The organism is Nonomuraea composti, assembly GCF_012034275.1.
In the GTDB taxonomy this organism is placed as follows: Bacteria; Actinomycetota; Actinomycetes; order Streptosporangiales; family Streptosporangiaceae; genus Nonomuraea; species Nonomuraea composti.
The window spans coordinates 1-26,426 of the sequence record NZ_JAATEP010000097.1 but is presented as its reverse complement, the minus strand read 5'-3'; the positions used below and the strand labels follow the sequence as shown (position 1 = coordinate 26,426).

Genomic DNA, 26,426 nt, shown 5'->3' with positions numbered 1-26,426 from the left:
TACGTGCGCCCGGCCGGCGGGGCGCCGATCGGGACGATGAGCAGGCAGCGCGTGGAGCGCGCGATCGCGGTGCTGCGCACGGCGGGGGCGCTGGAGAAGGGGCTGACGCCGGAGTCGGTGGTCTCGTTCGACCTGCTGCCCAAGGGCTGAGGCAGGATGGATCGGGGCAGGGGCGCGGCGGCCGCGGCGGGCTGGTCCGCGCTGGGCCTGGCTGTCGCGGTCGCCGCGTGGGCGCTGGTGGTGTCGGCGTTCGCGATCCCGGAGATCGTGCTGCCCTCGCCCGGCGGGGTGGTGGCGGCGTTCCTGCGGCTACCGGGTTACCTGCTGGAGCAGGCGCTGATCACGCTGGGTGAGACGGTGCTGGGGTTCGTGCTGTCGGTGGGCTGCGGGCTGGTGATCGGGATGGGGATCGCGGCGTTCCGGGTGGCGGAGCTGATGTTCTCGCCGCTGCTGGTGGCCTTCAACGCGGTGCCGAAGGTGGCGCTGGCGCCGCTGCTGGTGGTGTGGATGGGGTTCGGGCAGCAGCCGAAGGTGGTGATGGCGCTGCTGGTGTGCTTCTTCCCGGTGGTGCTGTCGGTGTGGGGCGGGCTGGCCTCGACGCCGCCTGAGCTGGTGGAGCTGGCCAGGTCGCTGGACACGCCGCGGTGGCGGACGTTCGTGAAGATCCGGTTCCCGGCGGCGTTGCCGCAGGTGTTCGTGGGGTTGAAGGTGGCGATGCCGCTGGCGTCGGTGGGGGCGGTGATCGGGGAGTTCAGCGCGGGGGACGCCGGGCTGGGGTTCGTGATCGTGCAGGCGGGCGGGAGCTCGGACACGGCGCTGGCGTTCGCGGCGATCGCGTTGCTGGGGGTGCTGAGCATCGCGTTGTTCTACGCGCTGGTGCTGGCCGAGCGGCTGCTGCTGCCGTGGGTACGGGAGACCGCGGCGGTCCGCTGAGCCGGTCGGGAAGCCGTTCACCACGGCAAACACCGATAAGTTATGTCTAATCCCCTATTGACATGACTAATCGCCATGGCGAGTATTTTGTCATGTCAGAACGTGACCTCTTGCTTCATGTGCAGATCCGCAGGGCGCTGGAGGCACGTATCCGCAGCGGCCAATGGGGCCCCGGAACCCGGATCCCCACCGAGGTCGAGCTCTGCCAGGAGTTCGAGGTCTCGCGCATCACCGTGCAGCGGGCCCTGCGCGACCTCGCCGACGCCGGGCTCATCGTCCGCTTCCGCAGGCGCGGCAGCTTCGTGGCCCAGGCGGTCGGACAGCACAACCTGCTGCGCTTCACCGGCCTGCTCATCCAGGGGCCGGAGACGCACGGCGACCACCGGGTCGTCTCGGCGCAGGTGCTGCCCGCGCGGGCGGCCCGCCTGCGGCTGCCGGGCGTGCCCGACGAGGAGGCGGTCGTCCAGATGGAGCGCCACAAGCTCGGCGCGGACGGCAAGGTGACCAACACCGAGCTGCACGTGCTGCCCTTCCGGCTGGCCCCCGACCTGCTCGACCAGGATTTAGCGCCCCTGACCAGCCACGCCTACCTGCGCGACCGCGGGGTCGAGCTGGTCCGCGCCCGGCTCTACGTGGAGCCGTACGCGCTCGGCGCGGAGGAGGCGGAGCTGTTCGGGCTGCCCGCGGGCACCCCCGTCTTCCGCTGGACCCGCGAGACCTGGACCCGCCGCGGCGAGATCGCCGAGCTGCTGGAGGAGATCGTCCCGCCCGGGAGCGAGCGCTTCTACGTGGAGACGGACCTGAGCGGCTCCTCCGACCACAGCTGACCCACCCCATCCCCGATCGGACCACCCACCCGTCGCGCCCCCGGCGCCACGGCCCCCAGCCATGCACGAGAACAGGTGCCCGAACAAGGAGCGGATCATGCCCTCTGCCGCCGGCCCGGCCCTCAGGTCGCCATGAACCACCGACCACTCTGGCTCGCCGCAGCCCTGGCCCTCACCTCCTGCGCCGCCCCCACCCCGTCGGCCGCGCCGGACGCGCTGGTCGTCGCCGGGTACGGCGGCTCGTACGAGGAGGCGTTCAAGCAGTCGGTCATCCCCGGCTTCGAGAGGAGCTGCTCCTGCCGCGTCACCTACATCGCCGGCAGCTCCACCGACACCGTCGCCAAGCTCAAGGCCCAGCGGGCGGCCCCGCAGATCGACGTCGCCCTCATCGACGACGGCGTCCAGAACCAGGCCGTCGAGGCCGGCCTGCTGGCGCCACTCGACCCCAAGACCGTCACGAACCTGGCCGATGTCATCGACCTGGCCCGCCTGCCCGGCGACGTCGGCGTCGGCTTCTCCCTCAACGCCACCGGCATCGCCTACAACACCGACTACTACGCCAAGAACGGCCTGCCCGCCCCCAAGCGCCTGGCCGACCTGGAGAACGCCAAGCTCAAGGGCAGGCTCGTGATGCCGTCCATCACGCAGACGTACGGGCTGGGCGCGCTGCTCATCGCGGCCAGGACCGGCGGCGGCTCCGAGCACCGCATCGACCCCGGCTTCGCCGGCGTCAGGAGGATCGCCGCGAACGCCGTCACCTTCGACACCACCGCCGACGTGTCCAACTACTTCCTCCAGGGCCAGGCCGTCGCCAGCGTCTGGGGCAACTCCCGGGTGCAGATGCTGGCCAAGAAGGGCTTCCCGATCGCGTTCGTCTACCCCGAGGAAGGGGCCCTGCCGCTGATCGCCACCGTCAGCGTGGTGAAGGGGGCGCCGCACGCCGGCCTGGCCCAGAAGTTCGTCAACGCGCTGCTGGAGCCGTCGGCCCAGCAGGCCATGGCCGCGTCCAACTACAACGGCCCGACCGTCAAGGGCGTGCAGCTCCCTCCCGAGCTCGCCGCCAAGGTCGTCACCCAGGAGCGGGCCGCCGAGCTGCGCAAGCTCGACTGGGCGGCGATCAACAAGAGCCGTTCCGCCTGGACGGACCGCTGGAACAAGGAGATCGAGAGCACATGACAAGGCTGCTCGCCGCGGCGCTGGCCCTCATCGGGCTGGCCGCCTGCGCCCCGCCGAGCCCGGCCGCCCAGGAGGGCAGGCTCGTGGTGGCCGGGTACGGCGGCTCGTACCAGGAGGCCTTCGAGCAGGCCGTGCTGCCGGACTTCGAGAAGACGTGCGGCTGCCGGGTCACCTACATCGCCGGCAGCTCCACCGACACCGTCGCCAAGCTCAAGGCGCAGCGGGACGCGCCGCAGATCGACGTCGCGCTCATCGACGACGGCCCGCAGGCGCAGGCCGCCGCGATGGGGCTGCTGGCCCCGCTCGACCCGGCCGCCGTCACCCGGCTGGCCAAGGTGGAGAAGGTGGCCCGGCTGCCCGGGGACGTCGGCGTCGGGTTCGCGATGACCGCCACCGGGCTGGCCTACAACAGCGAGTGGTACGCCGAGCACGGCCTGCCCGCCCCCAGGAAGCTGTCGGACCTGGCCGACCCCAGGCTCAAGGGCAAGGTCGTGCTGCCGTCCATCAGCAACACCTACGGCGTCGGCGCGCTCATGCTGGCCGCCCGCGAGAGCGGCGGCACCGTCGAGGCCGGCTTCGCCGCCATCAAGAAGGTCGCCGCGAACGCCTTCACCTTCGACACCACCGCCGACGTGTCCAACTACTTCCTCCAAGGGCAGGCCGTCGCCTCCGTGTGGGGCGGCTCCCGCGTGGAGACGCTCGCCGACAAGGACTTCCCCATCAAGTTCGCCTACCCCGAGAAGGGCGCCATCCCGCTGCTGGCCACCGCGAACGTCGTCAGCAAGTCGCCACACGCCGCCTTGGCGCAGAAGTTCGTCAACGCCCTGCTGGAGCCCGCCATCCAGCGCAAGCTCGCCGCCGAGGGGTACGACGGGCCCACCGTCACCGACGCCACCCTCGACGCGGCCCTGGCCAAGCGCGTCGTCGGCCCCGAGCAGGCCGCCGCCATAACCCCGCTGGACTGGAAGGACGTCAACGGCAACCGCGCCGCCTGGACCGACCGGTGGACGAAGGAAGTGGAGCAGTGACCACCATGACGGACGCCCCCGCGAGCACCGAGGTGCGGCGCGGCCGGCTGCGCCTGAGCGGCGTGCGCAAGGTGCTCGGTGGCAAGGAGGTCGTCTCCGCCGTCGACCTGGAGACCGAGCCCGGCGAGTTCCTCACCCTGCTCGGCCCGTCCGGCTGCGGCAAGACCACGACCCTGAACATGATCGCCGGCCACCTCGCCGCCGACGGCGGGCTCATCGAGGTGGACGGCCGCGACATCACCACCGTGCCGCCGCACCGCCGCTCCATGGGCATGGTCTTCCAGTCCTACGCCCTGTTCCCGCACCTGACGATCGCCGACAACGTCGCGTTCGGGCTGCGCATGCGCAAGGTCGGCGCCGCCGAACGCCGGCGCCGCGTCGCCGACATGCTGGAGCTGGTCGGCCTCGACGGCATGGCCGGGCGGCACCCGCGCCAGCTGTCCGGCGGCCAGCAGCAGCGCGCCGCCCTGGCCAGGGCCCTGGTCATACAGCCCGACCTGCTGCTGCTCGACGAGCCGTTCTCCAACCTCGACGCCCAGCTCCGCGTCCGGCTGCGCGACGAGGTCGCCGCGCTCCAGCGGCGCATCGGCACCACCGCCATCCTCGTCACCCACGACCAGGAGGAGGCGCTGGCCGTCTCCGACCGGATCGCCGTCATGGCCGGCGGCGTCATCCACCAGCTCGACCGGCCGCAGGAGATCTACCTGCGGCCCGCCACCGACTTCGTCGCCCAGTTCATCGGCGAGGTCAACGCCCTCGACGGCACCGCGCTCGGCGGCGGCACCTGCGAGATCGCCGGACGCACCGTGGCCGCCACCCCCGCCGGGGAGCCGCCCGCCAAGGGCGCCGCCGTCCGCGTGTACGTGCGGCCCGAGGTCGTGCGCGTCGGCCACGACGGGGACGGGCTGCGCGGCACCGTCCGCGAGACCCGCTTCCTCGGCTCGCGCATCCGCTGCGTGGTCGCCACCCCGGCCGGCGAGGTGACGGCGGCGCTGCCGTACGACGCCGCCGTGCCGCAGGAAGGGGAGGAGGTGACCTGCACATGGCGGCCGTCGGACGCCTCACTGGCGGCGCGCGCCTGAGCCGCCCCCGCCGGCGCACCGGCCTGCTGCTGGCGCTGCCCGCCATCGTGATCTTCGCGGCGCTGTTCGTGGCGCCGCTGTTCACACTGGTGGCCAACAGCTTCAGGACGCAGACCGGCGCGTTCACGCTCGGCAACTACGCGCGCTTCCTCGGCGACCCCTTCTACCGCGACGTGCTGGGGAACACGCTCAAGGTCGCCGCCCTGACCACGACCGGCTGCCTGCTCGTCGGCTACCCGTTCGCGCTCTACATGCGCGCCCGCTCACCCCGCGTCCGCAACCGGCTGGCGCTGCTCCTGCTGTCGCCGCTGCTCATCAGCATGGTCATCCGCGCCTACGGGTGGCTCGTTGTGCTCGGCCCCAACGGGCCGGTCGCCTCCGCCTTCCAGGCGCTCGGGCTGACCCCGCCGCAGCTGCTCTACAACGACACGGCCGTGCTGATCGGCATGGTGCACGTCATGCTCGCCTACATGGTGCTGCCGCTCATGGGCAGCCTCGACCGGATCGACCCGACGCTCGTGCCGGCCGCCAAGGGGCTCGGCGCGTCCGGCTGGACCTGCTTCTGGCGCATCACGCTGCCGCTGTCGGCGCCCGGCATGCTCGCCGGCGCGATGATCGTGTTCAGCCTGACCGCCTCCAGCTTCGTCACCCCGGCGATCCTCGGCGGTCCGAAGGTCAAGCTCATGCCGTACTTCGTCTACACGCAGGCCACCACCACGCTCGACTGGCCGTACGCGGCCGCGATCGGGTTCGTGCTCGTGGTCGTCACGACCGGGCTGCTGCTCGGCTACTCGCGGCTGCTGCGGCGCGGCAACGGGGAGGTGGTGTTCGGATGACCCGCCTGACGCGGCTGCTCGGGGCGGCGTTCGCGACGCTGGTCGGGCTGTTCCTCATCGCGCCCGTCGCCGTCACCGTCGCCTCCTCGCTGACCGCCACCTCCTACGTGACGTTCCCGCCGCAGGGCATCACCCTGCGCTGGTACGCCGAGGTGCTGGCCAAGCCGGAGTTCCTGTCGTCGTTCGCGCTCAGCGCCGGCGTGGCGCTGGCCGCGGCGGCCCTGTCGGCCGTGGTGGGGCTGGCCGGCGGGCTGGCCATCCACCGCCACCGCTTCCCCGGCCGGGCCGCGCTGGAGGCGGTGCTGTCCAGCGCGTTCGCGGTGCCCACGATCGTGCTCGGCATCGGGCTGCTGCAGTGGTTCGCCCAGATGGGGCTGGCCTCCAGCCCGTTCACGCTGCTGCTCGCGCACCTCGTGCTGACCGTCCCGTACGCGGTGCGGCTCGTCCTGGCCGGGCTGTCCGGGCTCGACCGGTCGGCCGAGAAGGCCGCCGCCGGGCTGGGCGCCCCGCCGTTCCTGGTGTTCTGGCACGTCACGCTGCCCGCCGTGCGCGGCGCGCTGATCGGCGGCGCGTTCTTCGCCTTCATCACCTCCTTCGACGACCTGACGGTCGCCCTGTTCGTCGTCACCACCGACCTGCAGACGCTGCCCGTACGGATCTTCAACTACATGCAGTACGACTACGACCCGACCGTCACCGCCATCGGCACCCTCATGGTGCTGTTCGCCGTGATCGCCGTCGTCGTCATCGAACGTTTCGTCGGCGTGGCCAAGCTGTTCGGCGCCGACACCCAGGAAAGGAGCTAGCGTGCGAGTCGTCGTCATCGGCGCGGGGGTCGTCGGAGCCGCGGTCGCGGCCGGTCTCACCCGGCGCGGCGCCCAGGTCACCGTGCTGGAGGCGCGCACCCCGGGAGCGGGCACCAGCTCCACCTCGGTCGCGTGGGTCAACGCCAACAACAAGACGCCCCAGGCGTACTACGACCTCAACCACGCCGCCGTCTGGGCCCACCACCAGCTCCCCGGCGACTGGTTCTTCCCCACCGGGAACCTCGAATGCGCCGTCACCGACGAGCACAAGCAGCTCCTGGAGGCCCGCGTCACCCGGCTGCTCGGCATGGGCTACCCGGTCGAGCGCGTCACCGCCCGCCGCGCCCTCGCCCTGGAGCCCGACCTCGTGCCGCCGCCGCCCGGCACCGCGTACGTGTTCTTCCCCGGCGAGGGCTACGTCCAGCCGCTGCGCCTGCTCGGCCGCCTGCTCGGCGAGGCCCGCGACGGCGGCGCCACCGTCGAGTGCGGCGCCGAGGTCAGCGCCATCGAGACGTCCGCGTCCGGGGCGAAGGTGAGCGTGGCCGACGGCCGCACGTTCGCCGGCGACCTCGTCGTCACCTGCACCGGCCGCTGGACGCAGCACGTCGCCGCCCTGGCCGGGCTGACCGTGCCCATGCTGGACCCCGCCGTGTCCGGCACCGTCACCAACGGCTTCCTCGTCACCACCACGCCGGTGCCCGCCCGGCTGTCCCGCGTCCTCACCACCGCCGCGCTCAACCTGCGCCCGGACGGCGGCGGCCGGCTGCTCCTGCAGTCCCTGCCCCTGGACGGCCTGGCCGACCCCGCCGCGCCGGTGCCCGAGCCGGTCCTGGCCGAGATGCTGGCGCTGCTGCCCGGCGTGCTGCGCGCCACCGAAGGCGCCGCCGTCGAGCGGGCCGTGGTCGGGCAGCGGGCCATGCCCGGCGACGGGCTCACCGTCGCCGGGTTCGCCGACGCGGAGCGGCGCGTCTACACGGTGGCCACGCACAGCGGGGTCACGCTGGCGCCGCTGCTCATGGAGGAGGTCGCGGGGGAGGTGTTCGGGCAGGAGTCGGCGCTGCTGGCGCCCTTCCGGCCGTCCCGCTTCACCGACGGCACCGCCGGCCCCGCCCCGACACCGGCGCGCCGCCCCGGCCAGCAGTAACACCGTCCGGGCAGTGGTGCCGTGCGGGCGTGGAGGGTTCCTTCGCGGTCCCGGCGGGTACGCGTACCTCCTCCCGTCCTCTGGAAAGGCCTGGTGCGCTGATGATCGGAAGGCTGGCCGATTTGGGCGGCTTCGGGCTCGAGACCGCCGCCGCGCTCGTCCGCAACGGGCTGCTCGGCCCGGTCCACCCCGCCGCGCTCGCCCGCATGGTGGAGGCGTACCGGCACTTCCACCTCACCCCCGCCACCGGGCTGGCCGTAGCGGCGGCGCGCTGGCCCGACCGGCCGGCGATCATCGACGAGGCGGGCACGCTCACGTTCGCCCAGCTCGACGCCCGGGCGGCGGCGCTCGCGGCGGGCCTGCACCGGCGGCTCGGGGTGGGGCCGGGCACGACGGTGGCCGTCATGTGGCCCAACGACCGCGGCTTCGCCGAGGCGATCGCCGCCGTGTCCCGGCTGGGCGCCGACCTGCTGCTCCTCAACACGGGCCTGGCGGGGCCGCAGCTTCGGGACGTGCTGCGGCGCGAGGGCGTGCACGCCCTCATCGCCGACCCCGGGCTGCCCCGCGTGGACTTCGACGGCCCGCGAGCCGGCGACCTGGACGCGCTGATCAAGGAGGGCTCCGGCGGGGCGGGCTCAGGTGCGGGCTCGGGCGGGGGCTCGCGTTCCGATGGGGTGCCGGTGCCGCGGCGGCCCGGGCGGCTCGTGCTGCTCACCTCCGGCACCACCGGCGCCCCCAAGGGCGCGCCGCGGCGGCTGTCCCTGACCGCCATGGCCGAGCCGTTCCTGTCGATGCTGGCCACCGTGCCGGTGCGCGGCGGGGAGCCGATGCTCATCGCCCCGCCGCTGTTCCACGGGCTCGGGCTGCTCTGGTACGCGGTCGCGCTCGTGCTCGGCTGCCCCGTCGTGCTCATGCGCCGCTTCGACCCGGAGGCCGTGCTCGACGCCCTCGACCGGCACCGCGCCGGCGCGCTGATCGCCGTCCCGGTGATGCTGAAACGCCTCCTGGCCCGCCCGCCCCGGCCGCTGCCGCACCTGCGGGTGGTGCTCTCCGGCGGCTCGGCGCTGCGGCCCGACCTGGCCACCGCGTTCATGGACACCTATGGGGACGTCCTCTACAACCTCTACGGCTCCACCGAGGCCGGCTGGGCGGCCCTGGCGACGCCCGCCGACCTCCGTACCGCGCCCGACACCGTCGGCCGGCCCCCGCGCGGCGCCACCGTGCGCATCGCCGGCCCCGGCGATCACGAGCAGCCGGCCGGGCAGGTCGGGCGGGTGCTCGTCGGCGGCGGCCTCACCTTCGGCACCGGCGCGGGGCAGGACGGGCTGCTGCCCACCGGCGACCTCGGCCACCGCGACGAGCGGGGCCTGCTGTTCATCGACGGGCGCGACGACGACATGATCGTCTCCGGCGGCGAGAACGTGTTCCCGCAGGAGGTGGAGAACGTCCTGGCCCGCGTGCCCGGCGTGGCCGACGTGGCGGTGCTGGGGGTGCCGGACGACGAGTACGGGCAGCGGCTGGCCGCTTACGTGGTGACGGCCGAAGGGGCCCGGCTGTCGGCCGACGACCTGCGGCGGGCGGTCAAGGAGGAGCTGGCCGGGTTCAAGGTGCCGCGCGACGTCGCGTTCGTGCCGTCGGTGCCGCGCAACCAGACCGGCAAGGTGGACCGCGCCCGCCTCGGCCGGTCCTCCTAGACCCACAGGGCCGCCCCGGCCCTCCTGGACCACAGGGCTTCCTCCGAGACCACGGGGCTTCCTCCTACACCACGAGGTCTTCCAGCAGCGTGGCGACGTCGGCGAACACGCGTTCGCCTGCCGCCGCCGCGGCGGGCGAGAGCGTGTCCAGGGTGAGGAACCCGTGCACCATCCCGGGCTCGCGGCGGTGCGTGACCGGGACGCCCGCCTCCGCCAGCCGGGCCGCGTAGGCGTCGCCCTCGTCCCGCAGCGGGTCGTACTCGGACGTCACGACGACGGCCCTCGGCAGCCCGCCGACCTGCGCGAACAGCGGGCTCACGGCGGGTCGCGCCCGCATGCCCGGGTCGGGCACCCAGCCCTCGACACCCCAGGCCACGTCGTCCACGTCCAGGCCCCAGCCGGTGGCCAGGGTGCGGGTGCTCGGCAGGGACAGGGTCAGGTCGGTGTTGGGGCACACCAGCACCTGCGCGCCGGGCATCGGGCCGCCCTCGTCGCGGAGGCGCAGGCAGGCCAGCGTGACCAGATGACCGCCCGCGCTGTCCCCCATGACAACCAGCGGCCCGCCACCCGCACCGTCACTCGCGTTGCGACCTGCGTCGCCACCGCTACCGCCGCCGGCGCCATCACGCGCGCCGCCACCGTCACGCGGGCCGCCCGGGTCACCCGCGTCGCCGCCTTCGCAGGCCCAGGCGATTACGGTGAGGACGTCGTCCACCGCCGCCGGCCACGGGTGTTCGGGGGCGCGACGGTAGTCGACGGCCACCACGGTCGCACCCGTGGTGGCGGCCAGGCGGCGGCAGACCCGGTCGTGGGAGTCGAGGTCGCCGATCGTCCACATCCCGCCATGGGCGTACACGACCGTCCCGCGCCGCACGGAGCCGGGCCGGTAGACGCGCACGGGGACACCCGCGGCGTCCCGATCGGAGACCTCGGCGAGCTCCGGCCCGCGCGGCCGCGCCATCACGCGCTCCCGCTGCGCGCGCCGCACCGCCGCCGCGCCCAGCTCCCGCACCGACGGCCCCGGGGCGCGCGCCGCCTCGACGAACGCGGTCAGCTCCGGGTCGGCGAGCTCGTCGGTCCAGGCCGGTCGCATGATTCCCCCTCGGTGCGCGGACGCGGGCCCGCCCGATGTGCGGTGCCGTCGCGGTCACGCCGTACCTTATCGGGCCCGTCAGCCGGGGAAGCCGGGCGCCGAGACGCTGCCGCCGCAGGGCGGCAGCCGGTAGCGGTCGAGCTCGTGGACCTGGCCCGTGGTGACGTCGATCGCGTAGCGCGTCTCGCCCATGTCGCGCGGCCGGCCGTCGCCCGGCACCGGCGCGGTGCCGCCCAGCGCCAGCACCTCGTGCGCGTTGAGCCACTGGCCGAGCCGGTACGGCCCCATGTCCGGGGGCGCGTCCAGCTCGACTTCGGAGGTGACCTGGCCGCTCACCCGGTCCACGGTGACGATCTTGTCGTACGGCTCTCCGTTCGTCATGTGTTCGCCCTGCCGCGCGGGGCCGGTCAGCAGGGCGACGGTGGTGCCGTCCGGGCTGACGGTCCCCGCCATCGCCCAGGTCGGCCAGTCGCGCAGGGCCTGCACCACGCCGTCCGCCAGCACGCCGAACCGGCCGCTCCCGCGCTCCACCACCATGGGGACGCCTTCGTCGGCGGGATAGAGGAAGTACCACCCGCGAGGCACCTTCTCCACGACCTGCCCGCTCTCGACGTCCACCACGACCCGGGCGTGGCCGATCAGGTTGAGGCCGAGCCGGCTCCCGTCGGGGGAGAACGCGACCAGCGCGCCGTTCTTCACCATGGCCGCCCGCTCGACGTGCCGGGGGATCTGCCACACCTGGCCGGTGCCGAGCTCCCGGACGGCGAAGCGTTCCCGCCGGGGGTCGTAGTAGGCGATGCGCCGCCCGTCCTGGGAGATCGCCCGAGGGGCGGCGAGCGTCACGGCGGCGATGGCGACCGCCGCGGAGCCGGCGATCAGGGCCGTCCGCACGCCGTTGGCCTGGTGGTCGTGAGATCTCGTCATCGCGACACCTCCAGGGGTGGGCGGCGGATCTGTTCCGAGGCGACATGGCCGGCACCCCGATTCTGGACGAGCCGTGACCTTCTGGGAAACCGGGGGATCGACGTCAGCCGGCCGGGCCGAGCATCGCCGCCGCCATCTCCTGCACGGAACGGGTGAAGCGGCGCGGATCGCCGGGCGTGGTCAGGTGCCGGATCAGGTCGCCGTCGAACGTCGCGAGCACGGCGTGGGCCAGGAAGTCCGCGTCGAGGTCGGGGCGTTCGGCGGCGAGCAGGGCGCTGACGTGGCCGTGCCAGAAGAGGTAGCTGGGGTCGCCGTACTTGTCCTCCGCGCAGGCCTGCTCGTGCGCCGCCAGCAGGACGGCGTTGCCCTCGGCGATGGCTCCGAGGCCGTCGAGGAAGGCGTGCAGCCGCTCGCGGGCGGGCGCCCCGGGCCCCAGGGGCGGCGGGCCGCTCGCGACCGCCTCGCGCAGCTCGCGCGAACGCTCCTCCAGCAGTGCCTGCAGCAGCCCGGCCCGGCTCCCGAACCGCCGGAACACCGTGCCCTTCCCGACCCCGGCCAGCGCGGCGACCCGGTCGAGCGACACGTGGTCCCCGCCGCCCTCGGCCAGCAGCTGCTCGGTCGCGCGCAGCACCGCCAGGCGGTTGCGGGCGGCGTCGGCCCGTTCGATCCGCTGGGCGCGTTCGGTTCGCGGGGCCGGTTCGGTCCGCTGGGCGCGTTCGGTTCGCGGGGCCGGTTCGGTCCGCTGGGCGCGGTCGGTAGCGGTCATGTGGCCTCTCAGGAACGGATGCGGACTGCTGGTCCGATTATGCTACCGTCCTGGCAAGCGGACCGCCGGTCCGCCTGATGGAAGGATGGACATGCGCGCACTCATCGTCGACCCGGACGCTCCCGGAGCCCTGCGCCTCGGCCCGACCGCCGACCCCGAGCCGGCGCCCCACCAGCTCCTCGTCGAGGTGCGGCACATCTCGCTCAACCGGGGCGAGGTCGCCTTCGCCGGCCGCCGCCCGGCCGGGACCGTGCACGGCTACGACGCCGCCGGAGTCGTCGTACGCGCGGCGGCCGATGGGACGGGACCCGCCGAAGGGACCAGGGTCGCGGCGTTCGGTGAGGGTGCCTGGGCGGAGTTGATGGCCGCGGACGTCACCGCGGTCGCCGAGGTCCCCGCCGAGGTCGATCTCGCCGACGCCGCCGCGTTGCCGATGGCCGGCATCACCGCGCTGCGCACGCTCCGTACCCGCGACATCCTGGGACGGCGGGTGCTGATCACCGGTGCCGCGGGTGGCGTCGGCCGGTACGCCGTGCAGCTCGCCGCCCTGGGCGGCGCCCACGTGATCGCCTCGGTGGGGTCGGCCCGGCGCGGTGAAGGGCTGGCCGAGCTGGGCGCCCACGAGGTGGTGGTCGGGCTGGAGGGCATCGACCGGCCCGTCGACCTCATCCTCGACAACGTGGGCGGGCCCCAGCTCGCCGCCGCCTGGCGGCTCCTGGCGGCCGGCGGGAGCGTGCAGAACATCGGCTGGGCCTCCGGCGAGCCGGCGGTGTTCGAGCCGTACTCGCTGTTCTTCGTCGGGCCGGCCAAGACGATGAGCACGTTCGGTGACGTGCGGGAGGTGGGGCCGGATCTGGCGACGCTGCTGGGGTTCGCCGCGGCGGGGCGGCTCTCGTCCGAGATCGGCCGGCGGGGGTCGTGGGAGCGCTACGAGGAGGCGGCGCGGGCGCTGCTGGAGCGGCGCGTGGCGGGCAAGGCCGTCCTGGACGTGGGCCCGCCCGCCTGACGCCCCTTCACCCCAGCGGCTGCGCGTTCTCGGTGCGGGCGCGGTCGATGTCGTCCGTCCGGTAGAGCCGCTCGGGGATGCTGGCCAGCCTGGACGAGTGCACCTGCGGCCCGAGACCGTAGAGCTTCTGGAAGCTCATGATCAACGGCCGCCACGCGTCCGGGTCGATGTGGTCCTCCGTCCCGGCGAGCCGGATCTCCTCGTGCGCCCACACCCGCACGACCCGCACCTCGAACGTGAGCACCCCGCCGTCACCCACCGGGTGCACCGCCTCCACCACGCACTCCATCGCCACCGGGCACTCGCCCACCCGCGGCGGCGCCACCGCCTCCGACGGCACGGCGGTCAGCCCCGCGTGCCCGAACTTGTCGCGCACATGCCGGTAACCCCGCTCGTACTTGCGCTCGGGCACCGGGTCGGAGCCCGTGGTGAGCGCCAGCCGGTCCACGGCCGCCGCGAGCGCGTCGGAGGGGAGGTTCAGCACGCATTCGCGGGTCCTGCGCAGGTTCGCGGCGGTCTTGGACCTGGCGCCGAGCCCGAGCATGCCGCGCCAGCCCAGCCAGAACGCGGACGACATGGGGGCCAGGTTGGGCGAGCCGTCCTCGTTGGAGGTGGAGATCAGGACGACGGGGGTGCCGAAGTAGAGGATGTTCGGTTCGATACGGACGTGGTCGGTGGTCATGATGTCGCTCATGAGCCATCAGTGTCGTGGCCGCTCCCGCCGGGCGCTGGCGGACTTCGGACCTCCCGTTCGGGCCCCCTTCTGGAGGGTCAGGCGTGTGCGCCCAGGCAAGGCCGGTGGACCAGGCCGAGGAGGAGCGGCGCCACCCGGTCCAGGGGCACGACGTGGTCGACGATCTCGTCCTGGTCGATGCACGCCGCCGGCATGTCGAAGTGGATGCTGGTGGCGGCGTCGGTGGTGATGACGGTGCCGCCGAAGCGGTGCACGGCCGCGGCCCCCGTCGCCCCGTCGTTGCCCTTGCCCGACAGGACGACCGCGATGGCGTCCGGCCCCACCGCCAGCCCGAGGCTCACCAGCAGCAGGTCGGCCGAGGGCCGCGACGGCGGGAACTGGCCGGAAGGGCTCAGCGCGAACCGCCGGCCGGCGGTCACCAGCAGGTGCGAGCCGGGCGGCGCGACCGCCACCCGCCCGGGGAGCAGCGGCTGCCCGTCGCGGGCCGCCGCCACCGGCAGCGGGGTGCGCCGGCCCAGGATCTCCGGCAGGACGCTCTTGTGATCGGGCGCCATGTGCTGCAGCACGATCACGGCGGCGCGCAGGTCGGCGGGCAGGCCCGCCAGGACGACGCCGGACGCGACGAGCCCGCCGGCCGAGGAGACGATGGCGACGACCGGGGCGCCGGCGGTGTCCGCCGAGGCAGGCCCTGGCCGGTCGATGCCGGAGACCATGACGGCGCTCCTTCCCCCAGGAGTCCGGAACGCGTGACGGCGCGCTCCTTCGCCCGGACGCCGTGCCGGGGCTCCCGATTCCATGAGATGGCAGGTCGTGTCGCCGTAGCAAGGGACTTAAGTCCCGATATTTCACTGTACGACGCCGCTGCCGTGCGCTGCTCCCCGAGGGCGGGCGAACCCTTCCCCGGGTGATCCCGGAATTGTCGTGGGCGCTCGCTAGTGTCCCTGGTCATGGCACAAGCTGTGGCGGCGCACCCGGGCGCCCGACCCTCGTCCCCGCATCCCTGGGAGGAGACCCTCGCGAGGGTCACGGCCGGCGACGCTCCAGGGCTGGCGGCATACCTGAGCACGCTCGACGAGCCGGGCCGCCGGGCCGTCGCGGCGCGGCTGCCCGCCTACGTGACCGCCACCGCGCGCACGGCGGGCTGGCGCGAGTGGGCCGCGCAGGGCAGGCCGCTCCTGGTGGCGGGCGTGGCCACGCTCACCGGCGCGGCGGCGGTGACGGCGTGGCTGTTGCGGCGCGAGCTGCCCCGCTGGCTGGGCGAGCGCGACGTCGAGCTGCTGCTCGGCCTGCTGCGCCGGCGCCCGGCCGCGTGGCGGGCAGACGTGGCCCGCCGCCTGGCCGCCCGCATGCGGCTGCCGCAGCCCCGGCACTGGGAGATCGCCGCCGCGCTCGTCCGCGAGACGGGCATCGAGCCGCCCGCCGGCGAGGCGTTCGTCGTGGGGTGGCTGCGCCGGCTGCGCCCCGAGACGGTCGCGCGCGACCCGCTGCTCGCCGCGTACGGGCCGCGCGTCTTCGAGATCGACGCCCTCGCCCAGGCCCCGCTCTGGCAGGTCGTCGAGACGGTCGCCCGGCTCGTCCACGACGGCCTGCTCGACCGGGCGGCCGTGATCGACGCCGTCGTGCGGCGGATGCTGCGCGACGGCCCGGTGGCGCGGGCCGAGCTCGCGGGCCTGCACGACCGGCTCGACCTCGACATCGACGAGTCGGCCCGGCACGCCCGAGACTACGCGGGCCTCCTGCCCGCGGGCCCGGTCGCGGTGGCCGACGTGGCGCTGGCGCAGCTGCGCCGGCTGGAGGAGGCGGGGCGGCTCGCGGAGGAGCTGTTCGCCGAGGCGATGGGGGCGCTGGCGTTCCGGCCGGAGAAGAAGCTGCTGCGCGCGGCCGTGTCGTGGGCGGGCGACGCGGTGCTGCGTGACGCGGGCCGCGCCGACACCGTCCTCGGCGCCCTCGCCACGATCTTCACCCAAGACACCCTCGCGCTGCAGGAGCGTGCCGCCCGCCTGGCCGTCAGGCTGGCGCCGCAGGCCGGGCCCGCCGGGCGGGAAGCGATCCGGCAAGCGGCCGCCGAGCTGCCCGCGGAGCTGCGGGAGAAGGTCTCGGCGGCGTACGGAGGCGACATCGCCGCGGCGGCGCCACTGGTCGCGCCGCTGCCCCCGGCGGGGGAGGGGCCGGCGCTGCCGCCGCCCATCGCCTCGCCGGAGGAGCTGGTGCGGGAGCTGGAGGCGTTCGGGTGGCCGCCCGACGTGTACGCCTTCGAGCGCCTCCTCGCGGGCCTGGCCGAATGGTCGCACCGCGAGCCCGAACGGCTCCGGCAGGCACTGCGGCCGTGGTGGCACCCGTTCAGCCCCGCCACCTACGGGCACCAGGGCCGCGAGCTGCGCGAAAGCCTGTTCACCGCCGTGTCCCGAGCCTTCCTCGCCTTCGCCGCCCCCGAGCACAGCAGGAAGCTGACGGCGCAGGTCCCGAAGCGGCGCCTCGACGGCGCTCCCGGCGCGCCGGAGCGGCTCTACCGCCGCCGTGCCATGGAGCTGGTGACGCCCTTCGAGCACGGCACCGGCTACCCCGTCCTGCTGGCCACGCCCACGGCGGGCACCGGCCGGCTCGACCCGTCCGCGCTGCTCGACCGGCTGGAGCGGCTGGAGGCGGCGGGGGTGGCGGCCCTGCCCGCCGACCTGGCGCAGGCGCTGCTGCGGTTGCCCCGCCGGTTCGCGCCCGCCGACGTCGAGCGGGCCTCCCGGCTCACCTCGGCGGCCGGCCGCACGTGCGCCGCGTGGATGCGCGACGGCGGCCTGGCCGACCCGGAGGTCACCGTCGCCGTGCGGCCGACGACCTACGGTCCGTCGCTGCGGGCCGAGCTCGGCCCGCCGCCCCCGGGCCTGCCCGAGGAGATCCGCGCCCTGTACGAGCCGCGCGACGGCCACACCTACACGCTGACCTGGTGGCCCCTGGCCCTGCCCGCTCACCGCGAGCTCGCCGCCGCCCACCTGGTGGGCTACCTGCCCGCCTCCACCGACGCCAACGACCGGCAGACGCAGGCCCTGACCACCCTCGCACTCGGCGACGGTCCCCTCGGCCCCGCCACCGCCCACGCCCTCGCCTGCGGCATGGGCCACGTCAACCCCGCCGAGCGGGCCGCCGCCACCGACGCCTTCCTCACGCTCGCCGCCCGCGGCGACCTCCCGGCCCAGGCGCTGGCCGAGGCGGTGACGACCCTGGTCACGGCCGACCTCGTCAAGCTCAACCGGGTGGTCTCCGTCCTCGACGACGCCACCCAGGCGGGGGCGCACGAGGAGGTGTGGGCGGTGATCTCCGGGGTGCTGGAGGGGCTGCTGCCCAAGGAGGGCGAGCGGCCCCGCGCCGGCGCGGCCGACCTGCTGGCGGCGGGCGCGCGGGCGGCCAGGATCGCGGGCGTACGAGCGGAGCTGCCGGAGGTGGCGGCGGTCGCGGGGCGCAAGGGGTCGAGCCGGCTGGTCATGGAGGCACGCCGTCTCATCCAGCTCGTCACCCCGGCACCCTTACGCTGACCAGCGGCGCCGCACCGGGCGGCGCGGTTGCGGCCGTTGCCGACGAGCGACAGCGGGGTGGTGGTGTCCTCCTGCGCCAGCCGTGGGTCAGGCCGCCGGAGCGCGGCTCGTACGCCTCGCCGAAGTCGCGGACGTACCCCCGTTGGGCGGGGCCGTGACCTGGAGCCGCCCTCGTGCTCTCTTGCGGTTACTCGGGAACTAGAGGAGAGTAAGGATCGACGTGGCGGAACGTACCCGACGGAGGACCTCATGGGGAGCAAGCAGGCCAGCGCCCTGTACGACGAAGCGGATCTGCGGCGGGTCGACTCCCTGGCGCGGGAGATCTTCTCCGACGTCGCCAACAAGTGGGCGCTGCTCATCATCGAGACTCTCGGCGACCGGACGCTGCGCTTCAGCGAGCTGCGGGACCAGGTCGAGGGCATCAGCCACAAGATGCTCACCCAGAACCTGCGCATGCTGGAGCGCAACGGCCTGGCCGAGCGGACGGTGCACCCGACGGTGCCGCCACGCGTCGAGTACACCCTCACCGGGCCGGGGCGCGCCCTGCGGGCGACGGTCGATCTGATCTGCGACTGGACGCACGAGCACCTGAGCCACATCGAGTCCGCCCGCCACCGCTTCGACACCTGACCTCAGCCGTCCCGCGACCTCAGCCGTCCCGCGACCTCAGCCGTCCCGCGACCTCAGCCGTCCCGCGACCTCAGCCGTCCCGCGACCTCAGCCGTCCCGCGACCTCAGCCGTCCCGCGACCTCAGCCGTTCCGTGACCTGGGCTGTCTCGTGGCCTTAGGCGTCTCGTCGGACGAAGGAGGCCGTGGCGACCGCCAGGGCGGCGGCGAGCCAGCACCCCAGCACCAGCCCGCCCTCGAACGGGCTCAGCCCCGCCCCCGCCTGGTACAGGCGGGCACCGGCCGCGCCCGGCAGGTACCCGGCCAGCGAGGTGACGCCGGCCAGGACCGGCGGCAGCACAAGGACGAGCGCCAGCACCACGGCGGACGCGGCGACGGCGTCCCTGACGAGGGCGGCCACGGCCAGCGCCAGCAGCCCGATCAGCACGAGGTACGCGGCGGCACGCAGCAGCACCGCCACATCCTCACCGCCCACCAGGCCGCCACCGCCCGCCGGGCCGCCACCGTGCACGATCATGGCGCCGGTGAGGGCCGCGGCCACGGTGAGCAGGGCGGTCACGCCGGCCGCGATCAGATAGGCGGTCACCTTCCCGGCTATCAGCAGCAACCGGCCGGGGACGGCGGTGAGGGTGGTGCGGGCCTGGCTGCCGGCGTACTCGGAGGCGACGGCCAGCACCCCCAGCACGAGGAGCCCCGCCTGGGCGTAGTCGACCGCGTGCAGCGCCGCGCCCACCGCGCCGAGCGGCCGGTCGGACGGCGCGGCGGCCAGGGCCGCACCGAGCCCGGCGGCGACGACGACGGTGACGGCGATCGTGACGAGGACGGCGGGCAGCGTGCGCAGCTTGGCCAGCTCCGCCGCCACCGTGTTCCATGGGTGATTGCTCATCACGCGTCCCGGCGCAGGAAGACTGTGGCGGCGACCGCGAGAAGCGCGACGGCCCAACCGGCCATCACGAACGCGCCGGTCAGCGGCTCGACCATGGATTCGGCGGGGTACCCGGTCGCGAACATCTGCGCGCCCGCGACGTCCGGCAGGTACCTGGCCAGCGGGGTCACCTTGGTGAGCAGGAACGTGACCGAGACGAGAGTGGTGTTCGCGATGAAGGCCACCATGGGGACGATGCCGCTGCGCGTCATGACCGTGACGGCGAACGCGATCAACGCCGTGAGCACCCAGTACGCCACCGCCCCGGCCGACCGCCACCCGAGCGCCGCCACCAGCTCGCCCATCGGGGTGCCGCGGTCACCCAGCATGACCTGCGACATCAGGATCGCGCCGCCGATGGTGACGGCCGCGACGGCGCCACTGGCCAGGACCAGCGCGACGGCCTTGGCCGCGAGCAGCCTGCCGCGCCGCGGGACGGCGGTGAGCGTGACGGGGATCTGACGGCCGCCGCCCGCGTCCTTGCCGTTGACGGCGTACTCGCTGCTGATGATCACGATGCCCAGGACGATCACGCTGACGACGCCCGGGGCGCTCATGTTCAGCGCGAGGTCGAGGCGGGAGCCGTCGTCGGGGGCGCCCGCGTCGAGCCGGTCGCGCAGCCGGCCGACGGACATGGCGGTGACGCCGAGCGTGAACACGGTGCCCAGAGCGGTGGCGATCAGGGCCGAGGGAAGCGTGACGAGCTTGCGCAGCTCGGCGGCGACCGCGCCGTACCCGCTCATCGCCGGCTCGCGGCGTCGGTGAGCGCGAAGAAGGCCTCTTCGAGCGAGGCGTGCCCGGCGGTGACCTCGGCGAGCGGGCCGGCGGCGATCACCCGTCCCGCGCTGATCACCACCAGGTCGTCCGCGGTCTCCGCCATCTCGCTCATGAGATGGCTGGACAGCAGCACCGTACGCCCGTCGGCGGCGTACTCCCTGAGCAGCCGGCGGATCCACCGGATCCCGTCCGGATCGAGGCCGTTGACCGGCTCGTCCAGCACCAGCACGGCGGGCTCGCCCAGCAACGCGGCGGCCATGCCCAGCCGCTGCCCCATCCCCAGCGAGAACCCGCCGACCCGCCGGCCGGCCGCGTCCGCCAGCCCCACCTGTTCCAGCACCTCACCCACCCGCCGCTTGGGGATGCCGTTGCTGCGCGCCACCCACCCCAGGTGGGCGCGCGCCGTCCTGGACCGGTGGGCGCCGCTGCCTTCCAGCAGGGAGCCCACCGTGCGCAGCGGATCGCGCAGCTCACGGTACGGCCTGCCGCCGATGAGCGCGGTGCCCGCGTCGGCGCGGTCCAGGCCGAGCAGGATGCGCAGCGTGGAGGACTTGCCCGCGCCGTTGGGGCCGAGGAAACCTGTGACGCGGCCGGGGCGGACGGCGAACGAGACGTCCTGGATGGCGGCTCTTCCACCATGGTATTTGGTCAGACCGGTGATTTCGATCATGGTTCCCAGCGTCCCAGGAGGGGCGCGGCACGCGCGTCGGCCAAAGGTTGACATCGGCGCCGGGCCGTCGCGGTCGTCGGTAGGTCCCGGCGTGGGGGCGCGCTCTTCGCAACGCGGTCTTGTGCGGGCGGGCCGGTGAGTGCCGCACGCGGATTTGCGCAGGTCGGCCGGCTGGGCGCCGTTCGGTTCGGCGGGTCAGCCCTCGCGTACGAGCCGTTCCAGGTCGGCCACCGCCTGTTCGACGCCCGGCAGCGTCAGCATGGCCAGCCGTGCCGCGCGCGCCACGACCTGGACCGATCGATCGCTCAGCACGGCGCGGCACGCGGCGGCCACCGCCTCCCCGCTCTGCCCACCGGCCTGACGCCCCAGCCGCAGCTCCGCCACGCGGCGCGCATTGTGCGGCTGGTCACCGAACAGCGGCAGGACCACCATGGGGGTCGCCGTGCGCATGGCCTCGCGGACGCTGTTGTAGCCGCCGTGCGTGACGAACAGGTCGGCGCACTCCAGCAGCAGCGGCTGCGGAACCCACGCGGCCAGATGGACGTGCGGCGCCGCCCGTATGTCGCCGAGCGGCACGCCTCCCGTGGCGACGACGGCCGTGCACGGCAGCAGGGACAACCCCTCGATCAGCGCACGCAACGCCCGTTCGGGGTGAGGGAAGCCGGAGGAGGACTCGTGGGCGGCGGCGATCTCCCGCGTCCAGGAGGGCCTGGTGGCGCCGGCGACCTCGCGCGCCGTGCTGCCGATCGCGGCGTACACCAGCGGCCGGCCGGCTGCCGCCCCGGTCACCCACGCGGGCAGGACGGCCGCCGGGTCCCGGTCGAGCGGCTGACGGTAGCGCAGCGCCGGGATCCGGTGGCGGGCGAAGGAGTAGTGCTCGGGCACGTAGTCGAGGCGGCCGCGGGGCGCCACGGAACGCGGGTCGTCGCAGGTGGGCAGCCTTGCTGCGGCGCGGAGCCGGTTCAGCGCGGGCAGGACGGACGCGGGCGGCAGGACGTTCGCGGTGCCCGACGGCATGGACAGGTGCGGCACGCCGAGCCGCTCGGCCACCAGGATCCCGGCGAGATCCATCCCGTCACGCACGATCACATCGGGCCGCCAACCCTCCGCGACGGCCAGCAACGCGGGCCCCGCGACGTCGGCCAGCCCTGCCAGCATGTCCAGGATGAAGGGCGGCCACGGATCCTCCCCGGCGCGGCCGGGCGGCCCCGGCGAGCGCCCGCTGTCCCGGATGAACGCCTGCAGATCCGGCAGACAGGCGACCACCCGCGGCCCGGCTCCGGTCGCGTTTTCGAGGCCGACGGCGCCGAGGACGTGAGGGGGGCCGGCGGTGGCAGCGGCCTGAGCGAGGCCGGCGGTGGTGGCGATCAATACGCCGTGTCCCGCGTCGGCCAGGGCGCGGGCGAGGGGACGCAGGGCGTGGATGTGCGATCGGGAGCCGGTCACCGTGCACAGCACCCGCATCGGCCGGCCCGTCATGCCGGGTCGCGGGGCCGGAGCACGACGTACCCCTGCGCCTCATGGCGGATCGCGGCGGCGCCGTACAGGCTGTGCAGCACCGGCATCGTCTTGTGGTAGCAGAGCACGGACGACGGGACGCCGAAGACCTCAGGCGTGTTGAACAGGGTGGGCAGTTCCGCCCACAGGTAGGCGAGCCCCGCCCGCAGCATCTCGGCCTCCCTGCCCGCCGGCGGAGCACCGCCGTTCTGGGCCCGCAGGACGTGACGCACATGCTCCTCACAGGCCCGCCGGACGCGCTCGTCCCTGGCGGCCACGTCCTCGAGCCGACGGCGTACGGCCCGATAACCGGGCAGCTCCACACACTGCGACAGGGACCTCACCCGCAGCCGGGCCATGGTCGCACCGCGCGCCCCGACCACTCCCATCGGGCCAGTCACCCCCACCACGCCGCCCGCCCTCACCGCGTCGGCTGCGTCCACCGCCTCGGTCACCTTGGCCGCCTCGATCGCCCTGACAGCCTCAATGGACTCGACCGCGCGCCTGATGCGGCGCCTGGTGTCGCGTACGGCCCTGGCCGCGCGTGCCGGCGCCTTGTGCGGCGGGTGGCCGGCCGCGACGAGCATGCTGTCGAGGTGCAGGTCGGCGTAGACGACGTCGATGCTGGCGAAACGCCGCCAGGCCCATTCCAGCAGGGCCGTGAGCCGCCGCTGGGTGAAGTAGCCGTTGTTCGCGCTCACGCCGATCAACGCGTGCTCCCCTCGCGCGAGGAGTTTCTCGCAGGCAGGCGTGTACGGCCGCGCGTCGAGGACGAGCGGGTCACCCTCGGGTGGTCTGGATGAGGTCGGACTCATGGAGCAAGGCCCCCAGCCTCTCGCACAGGTGGTCGAGGAAGTGGTCGAGGTCGCGTTCGGTCATGGCCCCGCACATGACGTCGTCCAGCTCGGCGCGGAGGGCGGCGACGTCCTCGTTCCCCGCTCCCGCCCTGATCGCGAGGGTCAGGACGCGGCGGGCGGCGTCGAGGCAGCGCAGCGGGCCGTACGCGGCGGGCTCGTCGAGCAGGCCGCGGCCGCTGCTGAGCAGGTAGGCGGCGATCAGGAGGAGCTCCTCGCCGATCTCACGCGCGGTCATGGCGGCCCCAGAAGTCATGACTTATCACCTCTTTCAGGTCACGTCGGGGCGCTCGCGTGGGCGACCTGGCGGGATGGCCGACCGGTACGAGCAGCACCGGGTCGATGTGCGCGGGCAGGCCGAGCAGCCGCCGGACGGGGCCGGCGCGGAAGCTGGCGACGGGGCATCCGCCCAGCCCGAGGGCGTGCGCGGCCAGCAGCAGGTTCTGGACCGCCATGGCCACGCACAGCAGGCCCTCGTCCCACGGGCCTGGGCGGCGGCGGACCGTGCGGGAGCGGTCGAAGCAGGCCGCGACGAGCAGCGGCGGCCGGTCGATGACGCCCGGGGAGAAGGCCGTGACCAGCCGCAGCGTGCGGGGATCGCGGACGGCGACGAAGGCCCACGCCTGCCGGTTGGAGGCGGACGGCGCGGCCACCATCGCCTCCAGCATCAGCTCGACCAGCCCGTCGTCGACGGGACGATCGGTGAACTGCCGCACGACCGTGCGGGTGAGCAGCATCCGGAGAGCGTCGGGGATCGCCTCGTCCATGACCTACCTCAAGCCAAACGCTACAGATAGCAATCATTCAACTACATAGAGTAGCATATCCTCAAAGGGTGCATCTCGCGGAGAACGCCCGCGGAGAGGAGCCGAGATGCTGAGCAACGTCCTGCCCGCCGCCCTGCCGCCGCAGGTCCCCGCCGGATGGCAGACGGGGCCGCCCGACTTCGTCGGCGTCGGCGCCATGAAAGCGGGCACGACCTGGTGGTGGGCGGTGCTGACCAGGCATCCCGCCATCGCGACGCCGCGCGAGCCGCCCGCCGGCCAGAGCGAGAAGACGCTCGCCGAGCTGCGCCAACGCCAGTACGGCACCAAGCGACCGCCGGCCGGCGAGCCGATCACCGCCCTCCACCGCCGTCTCTACGGCACCAAGGAAGTGCACTTCTTTGACCATTACGGGCAGGTCGAGCAGATCGACCCGGCCGCCTACCACCGCTACTTCCCCCGCCCGCCCGGCCACCTCGCGGGTGAATGGACACCCCGGTACATGTACGACTTCTGGACCCCGCCGATGTTGCGCGCCGCCGCCCCGAACACCAAACTGCTCGTCCTGCTACGCGACCCCCTCGAGCGCCTCCTGTCGGCCCTGGGCCACAACCGCGCCTGGGCTCCCTCCGCGCCGCCCGCCGCCGTCATCGACCACCAGTTCCACCGCTCCCTGTACTGGCGCCAACTGCAGTGGTTGCTCGCCCACTTCCGTCGCGAGCAACTGCTCGTCCTGCAGTACGAGCAGTGCGTCGCCGACCCCGCCGCCCAGGCCCGCCGCACCTTCACCTTCCTCGGCCTGGACCCGCAGGCCGCGCCCTCGGCCGGCGAGCTCACCAAGCGGGTGGGCCGCAGCTACACCCGCCCCGACCTCTCCCCGGCCACCAGGGACGCTTTCGTGCGGGCACTCGCACCCGACCTCGCCCGGCTGCTGGAGGAGTTCCCCGATCTCGACGCGAACCTCTGGCCCAGCCTGCGCACGCTCGCCTGAGCCGGTCGGGGCCGCACGCCAACGACGAACGAGTGGGGACGCTCACATTCGAGGGCTGGGCGGCGGCACTCCTCGTCAGCCGGCGGCCAGGATGGAGCCTCCGTCGACGGTGAGCACGGTGCCGGTGACGAACGCGTTCTCCATCAGGTACAGGTTCGTCGCCGCGATCTGGTCCGCATTGCCGACCGCCTTGATCAGCGTTCGTTCGGTGAACGCGGCGATCATCGCGTCGAGGTGCGGCTGTGGCAGGCCGTCCCACATCGGCGTGTGGATGGGGCCGGGCCGGACCGCGTTGACGCGGATCGGGGCCAGGTCGACGGCCAGGCCGCGGGCGAAGCCTTCGAGGGCGGCGGCGGCGCCGGCCATGAGCGCCGCGCCGGGCATCGGGCGGACGCCGATGATCCCGGAGGTCAGCACGATCGAACCGCCCGGCCTGATGCGCGGCGCCGCGTGCTTGACCGCGGCGACCACGCCCCAGAAGCGGACGTCGAGCAAGCGCCGGGCCTCGTCGAGCGGCAGGTCCCGCAACGGCCGCGGGTCCAGGGCGTCGCCCGCGGTGTACACGAGATGGTCGAGCGTGCCGACGCGTTCGAACAGGGCGGCGACGTCCGCCTCGTCGCGTGCGTCGGTGACGAGCCCGTCGCAGGTGTCCGGCAGCTCGGCCAGAGCCTTTTCCAGCCGCTCCGGGCGGCTGGACGCGATCGTGACGGACGCGCCGGCGCCTGCCGCCGCCCGGGCCGTCGCCAGACCCATGCCCGAACTGCCGCCGATGACGACGACGCGCTGATTGGCCAGAGACATGATCCATCCTCCAGGAGGGGTAGTGATGACTCAGTGAGACATCACGCTAGCACTGATGGCTCACTGAGTCATCACTGGTAGGATGGCGGCATGCCACGGTGGGACCCGAAAGCGCAGGAACGGCTTCGCGCCGCCGCGCTGGAGCTTTTCGTCGAGCAGGGATACGAGAACACCACCGTCACCCAGATCACCGAGCGCGCCGGCCTCACCCGCCGCACGTTCTCCCGCTACTTCACCGACAAGCGCGACGTGCTGTTCGCCGGATCCGAGCGGCTCCCCGACGCCGTGTCCGCCGCCGTCCTGCGCGCCGACGCCACACTCCCGCCCTTCCAGGCCCTGCTCGCCGCCCTGGCCGACATCGGCGGCTTGTTCGCCGAGCTGGTGCCGCACGCCGCACAACGCCGCGCCATCATCGCCTCCAGCCCGGAGCTGCAGGAACGCGAGCGGACCAAGCTGGCCGCCGTCGCCGAAGCCCTGGCCGCGGCACTGCGGGAACGAGGCGCCACCACCTCGGAGGCGAAGCTGCTCGCGCAGGTCGGCGTCGCCGTCTTCCAAACGGCGTTCGAACGCTGGACCGACCAGCCCGAGCACGCCGACTTCACCGCCTGCGTCCACGCGACCGTGACCGAGCTCGCCTCCAGCCTGGCCCCTGCCGCCGCACTCGTCACGACGCCTGAGCCCGAGAGCTCCTAGCTCCAGCCTGCGCGCTCTCCTGGCCTCAGCCTGCGAGCTCCTGGCTTCCGCTCATCCGCTGAGGTCCACCCGCGTCACTCGCTGATGTCAGCCCTCATCACCAGCTCAGGCTCGCTCGCCTCACCGGCGGACGTTATCCGCCTCGTCGGCGCTGAGGTTGACCTGCCGCGCGAACCGCTCAATCGGGACCGATCGCAGGCCGTACCCTCGCCTCGGAAGGATGACCGGGGGACAGGGCCGGCAGACATCACCCCCTCTCGTCCCAAGCCTGCCGCGTCGTGGAGGGCCGGATC

The 26,426-nt window shown here is 74.0% G+C and carries 27 protein-coding genes; 14 read left to right on the top strand and 13 right to left on the bottom strand.

Annotation, left to right across the window (positions count from 1 at the left end; genetic code table 11):
• Nucleotides 1-156 precede the first annotated feature (156 nt).
• The 9 genes from HCN51_RS55805 (at nt 157) to HCN51_RS55765 (ending at nt 9,526) form a co-directional block, all read left to right on the top strand.
• The gene (locus tag HCN51_RS55805) at nt 157-933 is read left to right on the top strand and encodes an ABC transporter permease (protein WP_168021897.1); all 777 of its coding nucleotides are present in this window, start codon (nt 157-159) and stop codon (nt 931-933) included.
• Nucleotides 934-1,025: 92 nt separating this feature from the next.
• Complete coding sequence (locus HCN51_RS55800) at nt 1,026-1,760, top strand: GntR family transcriptional regulator (protein ID WP_168021896.1); 735 nt, start codon at nt 1,026-1,028, stop codon at nt 1,758-1,760.
• A 132-nt stretch (nt 1,761-1,892) separates the two neighbouring features.
• Nucleotides 1,893-2,936, top strand: a complete 1,044-nt coding sequence (locus HCN51_RS55795; protein ID WP_168021895.1) for an ABC transporter substrate-binding protein — start codon at nt 1,893-1,895, stop codon at nt 2,934-2,936.
• Nucleotides 2,933-3,964, top strand: a complete 1,032-nt coding sequence (locus tag HCN51_RS55790; protein ID WP_168021894.1) for an ABC transporter substrate-binding protein — start codon at nt 2,933-2,935, stop codon at nt 3,962-3,964. The genes HCN51_RS55795 and HCN51_RS55790 overlap by 4 nt, the downstream gene beginning before the upstream one ends.
• A 5-nt stretch (nt 3,965-3,969) precedes the next feature.
• Nucleotides 3,970-5,046 carry an ABC transporter ATP-binding protein gene (locus HCN51_RS55785; RefSeq protein WP_240974257.1) on the top strand — a complete coding sequence of 359 codons (1,077 nt, stop codon included), beginning with the start codon at nt 3,970-3,972 and terminating at the stop codon, nt 5,044-5,046.
• Nucleotides 5,007-5,882 carry an ABC transporter permease gene (locus tag HCN51_RS55780; RefSeq protein ID WP_168021892.1) on the top strand — a complete coding sequence of 292 codons (876 nt, stop codon included), beginning with the start codon at nt 5,007-5,009 and terminating at the stop codon, nt 5,880-5,882. Before HCN51_RS55785 ends, HCN51_RS55780 begins: the two co-directional genes overlap by 40 nt.
• A complete protein-coding gene (locus HCN51_RS55775) occupies nt 5,879-6,688 on the top strand; it encodes an ABC transporter permease (RefSeq protein ID WP_168021891.1) in 810 nt (269 codons plus the stop codon). Before HCN51_RS55780 ends, HCN51_RS55775 begins: the two co-directional genes overlap by 4 nt.
• 1 nt (nt 6,689) lies before the next feature.
• Nucleotides 6,690-7,832: an FAD-dependent oxidoreductase gene (locus HCN51_RS55770; RefSeq protein ID WP_168021890.1), complete on the top strand. Its 1,143-nt coding sequence runs from the start codon at nt 6,690-6,692 to the stop codon at nt 7,830-7,832.
• A 101-nt stretch (nt 7,833-7,933) separates the two neighbouring features.
• Nucleotides 7,934-9,526, top strand: a complete 1,593-nt coding sequence (locus tag HCN51_RS55765) for an AMP-binding protein (RefSeq protein WP_168021889.1) — start codon at nt 7,934-7,936, stop codon at nt 9,524-9,526.
• A gap of 64 nt (nt 9,527-9,590) precedes the next feature.
• On the opposite strand, the gene HCN51_RS55760 is transcribed toward HCN51_RS55765, so the two are convergent.
• The 3 genes from HCN51_RS55760 to HCN51_RS55750 all read right to left on the bottom strand — a co-directional run bounded on the left by HCN51_RS55760 (nt 9,591) and on the right by HCN51_RS55750 (nt 12,309).
• A complete protein-coding gene (locus HCN51_RS55760; RefSeq protein ID WP_168021888.1) occupies nt 9,591-10,619 on the bottom strand; it encodes an alpha/beta hydrolase fold domain-containing protein in 1,029 nt (342 codons plus the stop codon).
• 78 nt (nt 10,620-10,697) lie between these two features.
• Nucleotides 10,698-11,543, bottom strand: a complete 846-nt coding sequence (locus tag HCN51_RS55755; RefSeq protein ID WP_168021887.1) for a hypothetical protein — start codon at nt 11,541-11,543, stop codon at nt 10,698-10,700.
• 103 nt (nt 11,544-11,646) lie between these two features.
• Entirely contained in the window at nt 11,647-12,309 is a 663-nt protein-coding gene (locus HCN51_RS55750; RefSeq protein ID WP_206069066.1) for a TetR/AcrR family transcriptional regulator, read from the bottom strand.
• A 91-nt stretch (nt 12,310-12,400) separates the two neighbouring features.
• Here HCN51_RS55750 and HCN51_RS55745 point away from each other — a divergent pair, with 91 nt between their 5' ends.
• Nucleotides 12,401-13,315, top strand: coding sequence for a zinc-binding dehydrogenase (locus tag HCN51_RS55745; protein WP_168021886.1), 915 nt, complete (start codon nt 12,401-12,403; stop codon nt 13,313-13,315).
• 7 nt (nt 13,316-13,322) lie between these two features.
• On the opposite strand, the gene HCN51_RS55740 is transcribed toward HCN51_RS55745, so the two are convergent.
• The gene (locus HCN51_RS55740; RefSeq protein ID WP_168021885.1) at nt 13,323-14,009 is read right to left on the bottom strand and encodes a flavin reductase family protein; all 687 of its coding nucleotides are present in this window, start codon (nt 14,007-14,009) and stop codon (nt 13,323-13,325) included.
• Between the two features lie 77 nt (nt 14,010-14,086).
• On the bottom strand, nt 14,087-14,722 hold the full coding sequence (locus HCN51_RS55735) for a chemotaxis protein CheB (protein ID WP_168021884.1): 636 nt from the start codon (nt 14,720-14,722) through the stop codon (nt 14,087-14,089).
• A gap of 234 nt (nt 14,723-14,956) precedes the next feature.
• Here HCN51_RS55735 and HCN51_RS55730 point away from each other — a divergent pair, with 234 nt between their 5' ends.
• Together HCN51_RS55730 and HCN51_RS55725 are read left to right on the top strand one after the other, a co-directional pair.
• Nucleotides 14,957-17,533 carry a DUF6493 family protein gene (locus HCN51_RS55730; protein WP_168021883.1) on the top strand — a complete coding sequence of 859 codons (2,577 nt, stop codon included), beginning with the start codon at nt 14,957-14,959 and terminating at the stop codon, nt 17,531-17,533.
• 249 nt (nt 17,534-17,782) lie between these two features.
• Nucleotides 17,783-18,163, top strand: coding sequence for a winged helix-turn-helix transcriptional regulator (locus HCN51_RS55725; RefSeq protein WP_168021882.1), 381 nt, complete (start codon nt 17,783-17,785; stop codon nt 18,161-18,163).
• A gap of 155 nt (nt 18,164-18,318) precedes the next feature.
• On the opposite strand, the gene HCN51_RS55720 is transcribed toward HCN51_RS55725, so the two are convergent.
• From HCN51_RS55720 to HCN51_RS55690, 7 genes are all read right to left on the bottom strand, one after another.
• Nucleotides 18,319-19,047, bottom strand: coding sequence for an ABC transporter permease (locus HCN51_RS55720; RefSeq protein ID WP_168021881.1), 729 nt, complete (start codon nt 19,045-19,047; stop codon nt 18,319-18,321).
• Complete coding sequence (locus HCN51_RS55715) at nt 19,047-19,829, bottom strand: ABC transporter permease (protein WP_168021880.1); 783 nt, start codon at nt 19,827-19,829, stop codon at nt 19,047-19,049. Before HCN51_RS55715 ends, HCN51_RS55720 begins: the two co-directional genes overlap by 1 nt.
• Nucleotides 19,826-20,533 (bottom strand): ABC transporter ATP-binding protein, encoded by a 708-nt coding sequence (locus HCN51_RS55710; RefSeq protein WP_168021879.1) that lies wholly within the window; start codon nt 20,531-20,533, stop codon nt 19,826-19,828. The genes HCN51_RS55715 and HCN51_RS55710 overlap by 4 nt, the downstream gene beginning before the upstream one ends.
• Nucleotides 20,534-20,728: 195 nt before the next feature.
• Nucleotides 20,729-22,012, bottom strand: a complete 1,284-nt coding sequence (locus HCN51_RS55705; protein WP_206069065.1) for a glycosyltransferase — start codon at nt 22,010-22,012, stop codon at nt 20,729-20,731.
• The gene (locus HCN51_RS55700; RefSeq protein WP_168021878.1) at nt 22,009-22,845 is read right to left on the bottom strand and encodes a tRNA-dependent cyclodipeptide synthase; all 837 of its coding nucleotides are present in this window, start codon (nt 22,843-22,845) and stop codon (nt 22,009-22,011) included. The genes HCN51_RS55705 and HCN51_RS55700 overlap by 4 nt, the downstream gene beginning before the upstream one ends.
• Nucleotides 22,811-23,122: a DUF6092 family protein gene (locus tag HCN51_RS55695; RefSeq protein WP_240974255.1), complete on the bottom strand. Its 312-nt coding sequence runs from the start codon at nt 23,120-23,122 to the stop codon at nt 22,811-22,813. The genes HCN51_RS55700 and HCN51_RS55695 overlap by 35 nt, the downstream gene beginning before the upstream one ends.
• The gene (locus HCN51_RS55690) at nt 23,109-23,651 is read right to left on the bottom strand and encodes a nitroreductase family protein (RefSeq protein ID WP_168021877.1); all 543 of its coding nucleotides are present in this window, start codon (nt 23,649-23,651) and stop codon (nt 23,109-23,111) included. Before HCN51_RS55690 ends, HCN51_RS55695 begins: the two co-directional genes overlap by 14 nt.
• 106 nt (nt 23,652-23,757) lie before the next feature.
• Between HCN51_RS55690 and HCN51_RS55685 the strand changes: the two genes are divergently transcribed.
• Entirely contained in the window at nt 23,758-24,639 is an 882-nt protein-coding gene (locus tag HCN51_RS55685; protein ID WP_168021876.1) for a sulfotransferase, read from the top strand.
• Nucleotides 24,640-24,714: 75 nt separating this feature from the next.
• On the opposite strand, the gene HCN51_RS55680 is transcribed toward HCN51_RS55685, so the two are convergent.
• The gene (locus HCN51_RS55680) at nt 24,715-25,440 is read right to left on the bottom strand and encodes an SDR family oxidoreductase (RefSeq protein ID WP_168021875.1); all 726 of its coding nucleotides are present in this window, start codon (nt 25,438-25,440) and stop codon (nt 24,715-24,717) included.
• Between the two features lie 90 nt (nt 25,441-25,530).
• Between HCN51_RS55680 and HCN51_RS55675 the strand changes: the two genes are divergently transcribed.
• Nucleotides 25,531-26,133 (top strand): TetR family transcriptional regulator, encoded by a 603-nt coding sequence (locus tag HCN51_RS55675; protein ID WP_168021874.1) that lies wholly within the window; start codon nt 25,531-25,533, stop codon nt 26,131-26,133.
• Nucleotides 26,134-26,426 lie beyond the last annotated feature (293 nt).

Bases quoted from the DNA above. Each gene is read 5' to 3' on its own strand.
- HCN51_RS55805 (WP_168021897.1), top strand. From the start codon at position 157: ATGGATCGGGGCAGGGGCGCGGCGGCCGCGGCGGGCTGGTCCGCGCTG.
- HCN51_RS55800 (WP_168021896.1), top strand. From the start codon at position 1,026: ATGTCAGAACGTGACCTCTTGCTTCATGTGCAGATCCGCAGGGCGCTG.
- HCN51_RS55795 (WP_168021895.1), top strand. From the start codon at position 1,893: ATGAACCACCGACCACTCTGGCTCGCCGCAGCCCTGGCCCTCACCTCC.
- HCN51_RS55790 (WP_168021894.1), top strand. From the start codon at position 2,933: ATGACAAGGCTGCTCGCCGCGGCGCTGGCCCTCATCGGGCTGGCCGCC.
- HCN51_RS55785 (WP_240974257.1), top strand. From the start codon at position 3,970: ATGACGGACGCCCCCGCGAGCACCGAGGTGCGGCGCGGCCGGCTGCGC.
- HCN51_RS55780 (WP_168021892.1), top strand. From the start codon at position 5,007: ATGGCGGCCGTCGGACGCCTCACTGGCGGCGCGCGCCTGAGCCGCCCC.
- HCN51_RS55775 (WP_168021891.1), top strand. From the start codon at position 5,879: ATGACCCGCCTGACGCGGCTGCTCGGGGCGGCGTTCGCGACGCTGGTC.
- HCN51_RS55765 (WP_168021889.1), top strand. From the start codon at position 7,934: ATGATCGGAAGGCTGGCCGATTTGGGCGGCTTCGGGCTCGAGACCGCC.
- HCN51_RS55760 (WP_168021888.1), bottom strand. From the start codon at position 10,619: ATGCGACCGGCCTGGACCGACGAGCTCGCCGACCCGGAGCTGACCGCG.
- HCN51_RS55755 (WP_168021887.1), bottom strand. From the start codon at position 11,543: ATGACGAGATCTCACGACCACCAGGCCAACGGCGTGCGGACGGCCCTG.
- HCN51_RS55750 (WP_206069066.1), bottom strand. From the start codon at position 12,309: ATGACCGCTACCGACCGCGCCCAGCGGACCGAACCGGCCCCGCGAACC.
- HCN51_RS55745 (WP_168021886.1), top strand. From the start codon at position 12,401: ATGCGCGCACTCATCGTCGACCCGGACGCTCCCGGAGCCCTGCGCCTC.
- HCN51_RS55740 (WP_168021885.1), bottom strand. From the start codon at position 14,009: ATGAGCGACATCATGACCACCGACCACGTCCGTATCGAACCGAACATC.
- HCN51_RS55735 (WP_168021884.1), bottom strand. From the start codon at position 14,722: ATGGTCTCCGGCATCGACCGGCCAGGGCCTGCCTCGGCGGACACCGCC.
- HCN51_RS55730 (WP_168021883.1), top strand. From the start codon at position 14,957: ATGGCACAAGCTGTGGCGGCGCACCCGGGCGCCCGACCCTCGTCCCCG.
- HCN51_RS55725 (WP_168021882.1), top strand. From the start codon at position 17,783: ATGGGGAGCAAGCAGGCCAGCGCCCTGTACGACGAAGCGGATCTGCGG.
- HCN51_RS55720 (WP_168021881.1), bottom strand. From the start codon at position 19,047: ATGAGCAATCACCCATGGAACACGGTGGCGGCGGAGCTGGCCAAGCTG.
- HCN51_RS55715 (WP_168021880.1), bottom strand. From the start codon at position 19,829: ATGAGCGGGTACGGCGCGGTCGCCGCCGAGCTGCGCAAGCTCGTCACG.
- HCN51_RS55710 (WP_168021879.1), bottom strand. From the start codon at position 20,533: ATGATCGAAATCACCGGTCTGACCAAATACCATGGTGGAAGAGCCGCC.
- HCN51_RS55705 (WP_206069065.1), bottom strand. From the start codon at position 22,012: ATGACGGGCCGGCCGATGCGGGTGCTGTGCACGGTGACCGGCTCCCGA.
- HCN51_RS55700 (WP_168021878.1), bottom strand. From the start codon at position 22,845: ATGAGTCCGACCTCATCCAGACCACCCGAGGGTGACCCGCTCGTCCTC.
- HCN51_RS55695 (WP_240974255.1), bottom strand. From the start codon at position 23,122: ATGACCGCGCGTGAGATCGGCGAGGAGCTCCTCCTGATCGCCGCCTAC.
- HCN51_RS55690 (WP_168021877.1), bottom strand. From the start codon at position 23,651: ATGGACGAGGCGATCCCCGACGCTCTCCGGATGCTGCTCACCCGCACG.
- HCN51_RS55685 (WP_168021876.1), top strand. From the start codon at position 23,758: ATGCTGAGCAACGTCCTGCCCGCCGCCCTGCCGCCGCAGGTCCCCGCC.
- HCN51_RS55680 (WP_168021875.1), bottom strand. From the start codon at position 25,440: ATGTCTCTGGCCAATCAGCGCGTCGTCGTCATCGGCGGCAGTTCGGGC.
- HCN51_RS55675 (WP_168021874.1), top strand. From the start codon at position 25,531: ATGCCACGGTGGGACCCGAAAGCGCAGGAACGGCTTCGCGCCGCCGCG.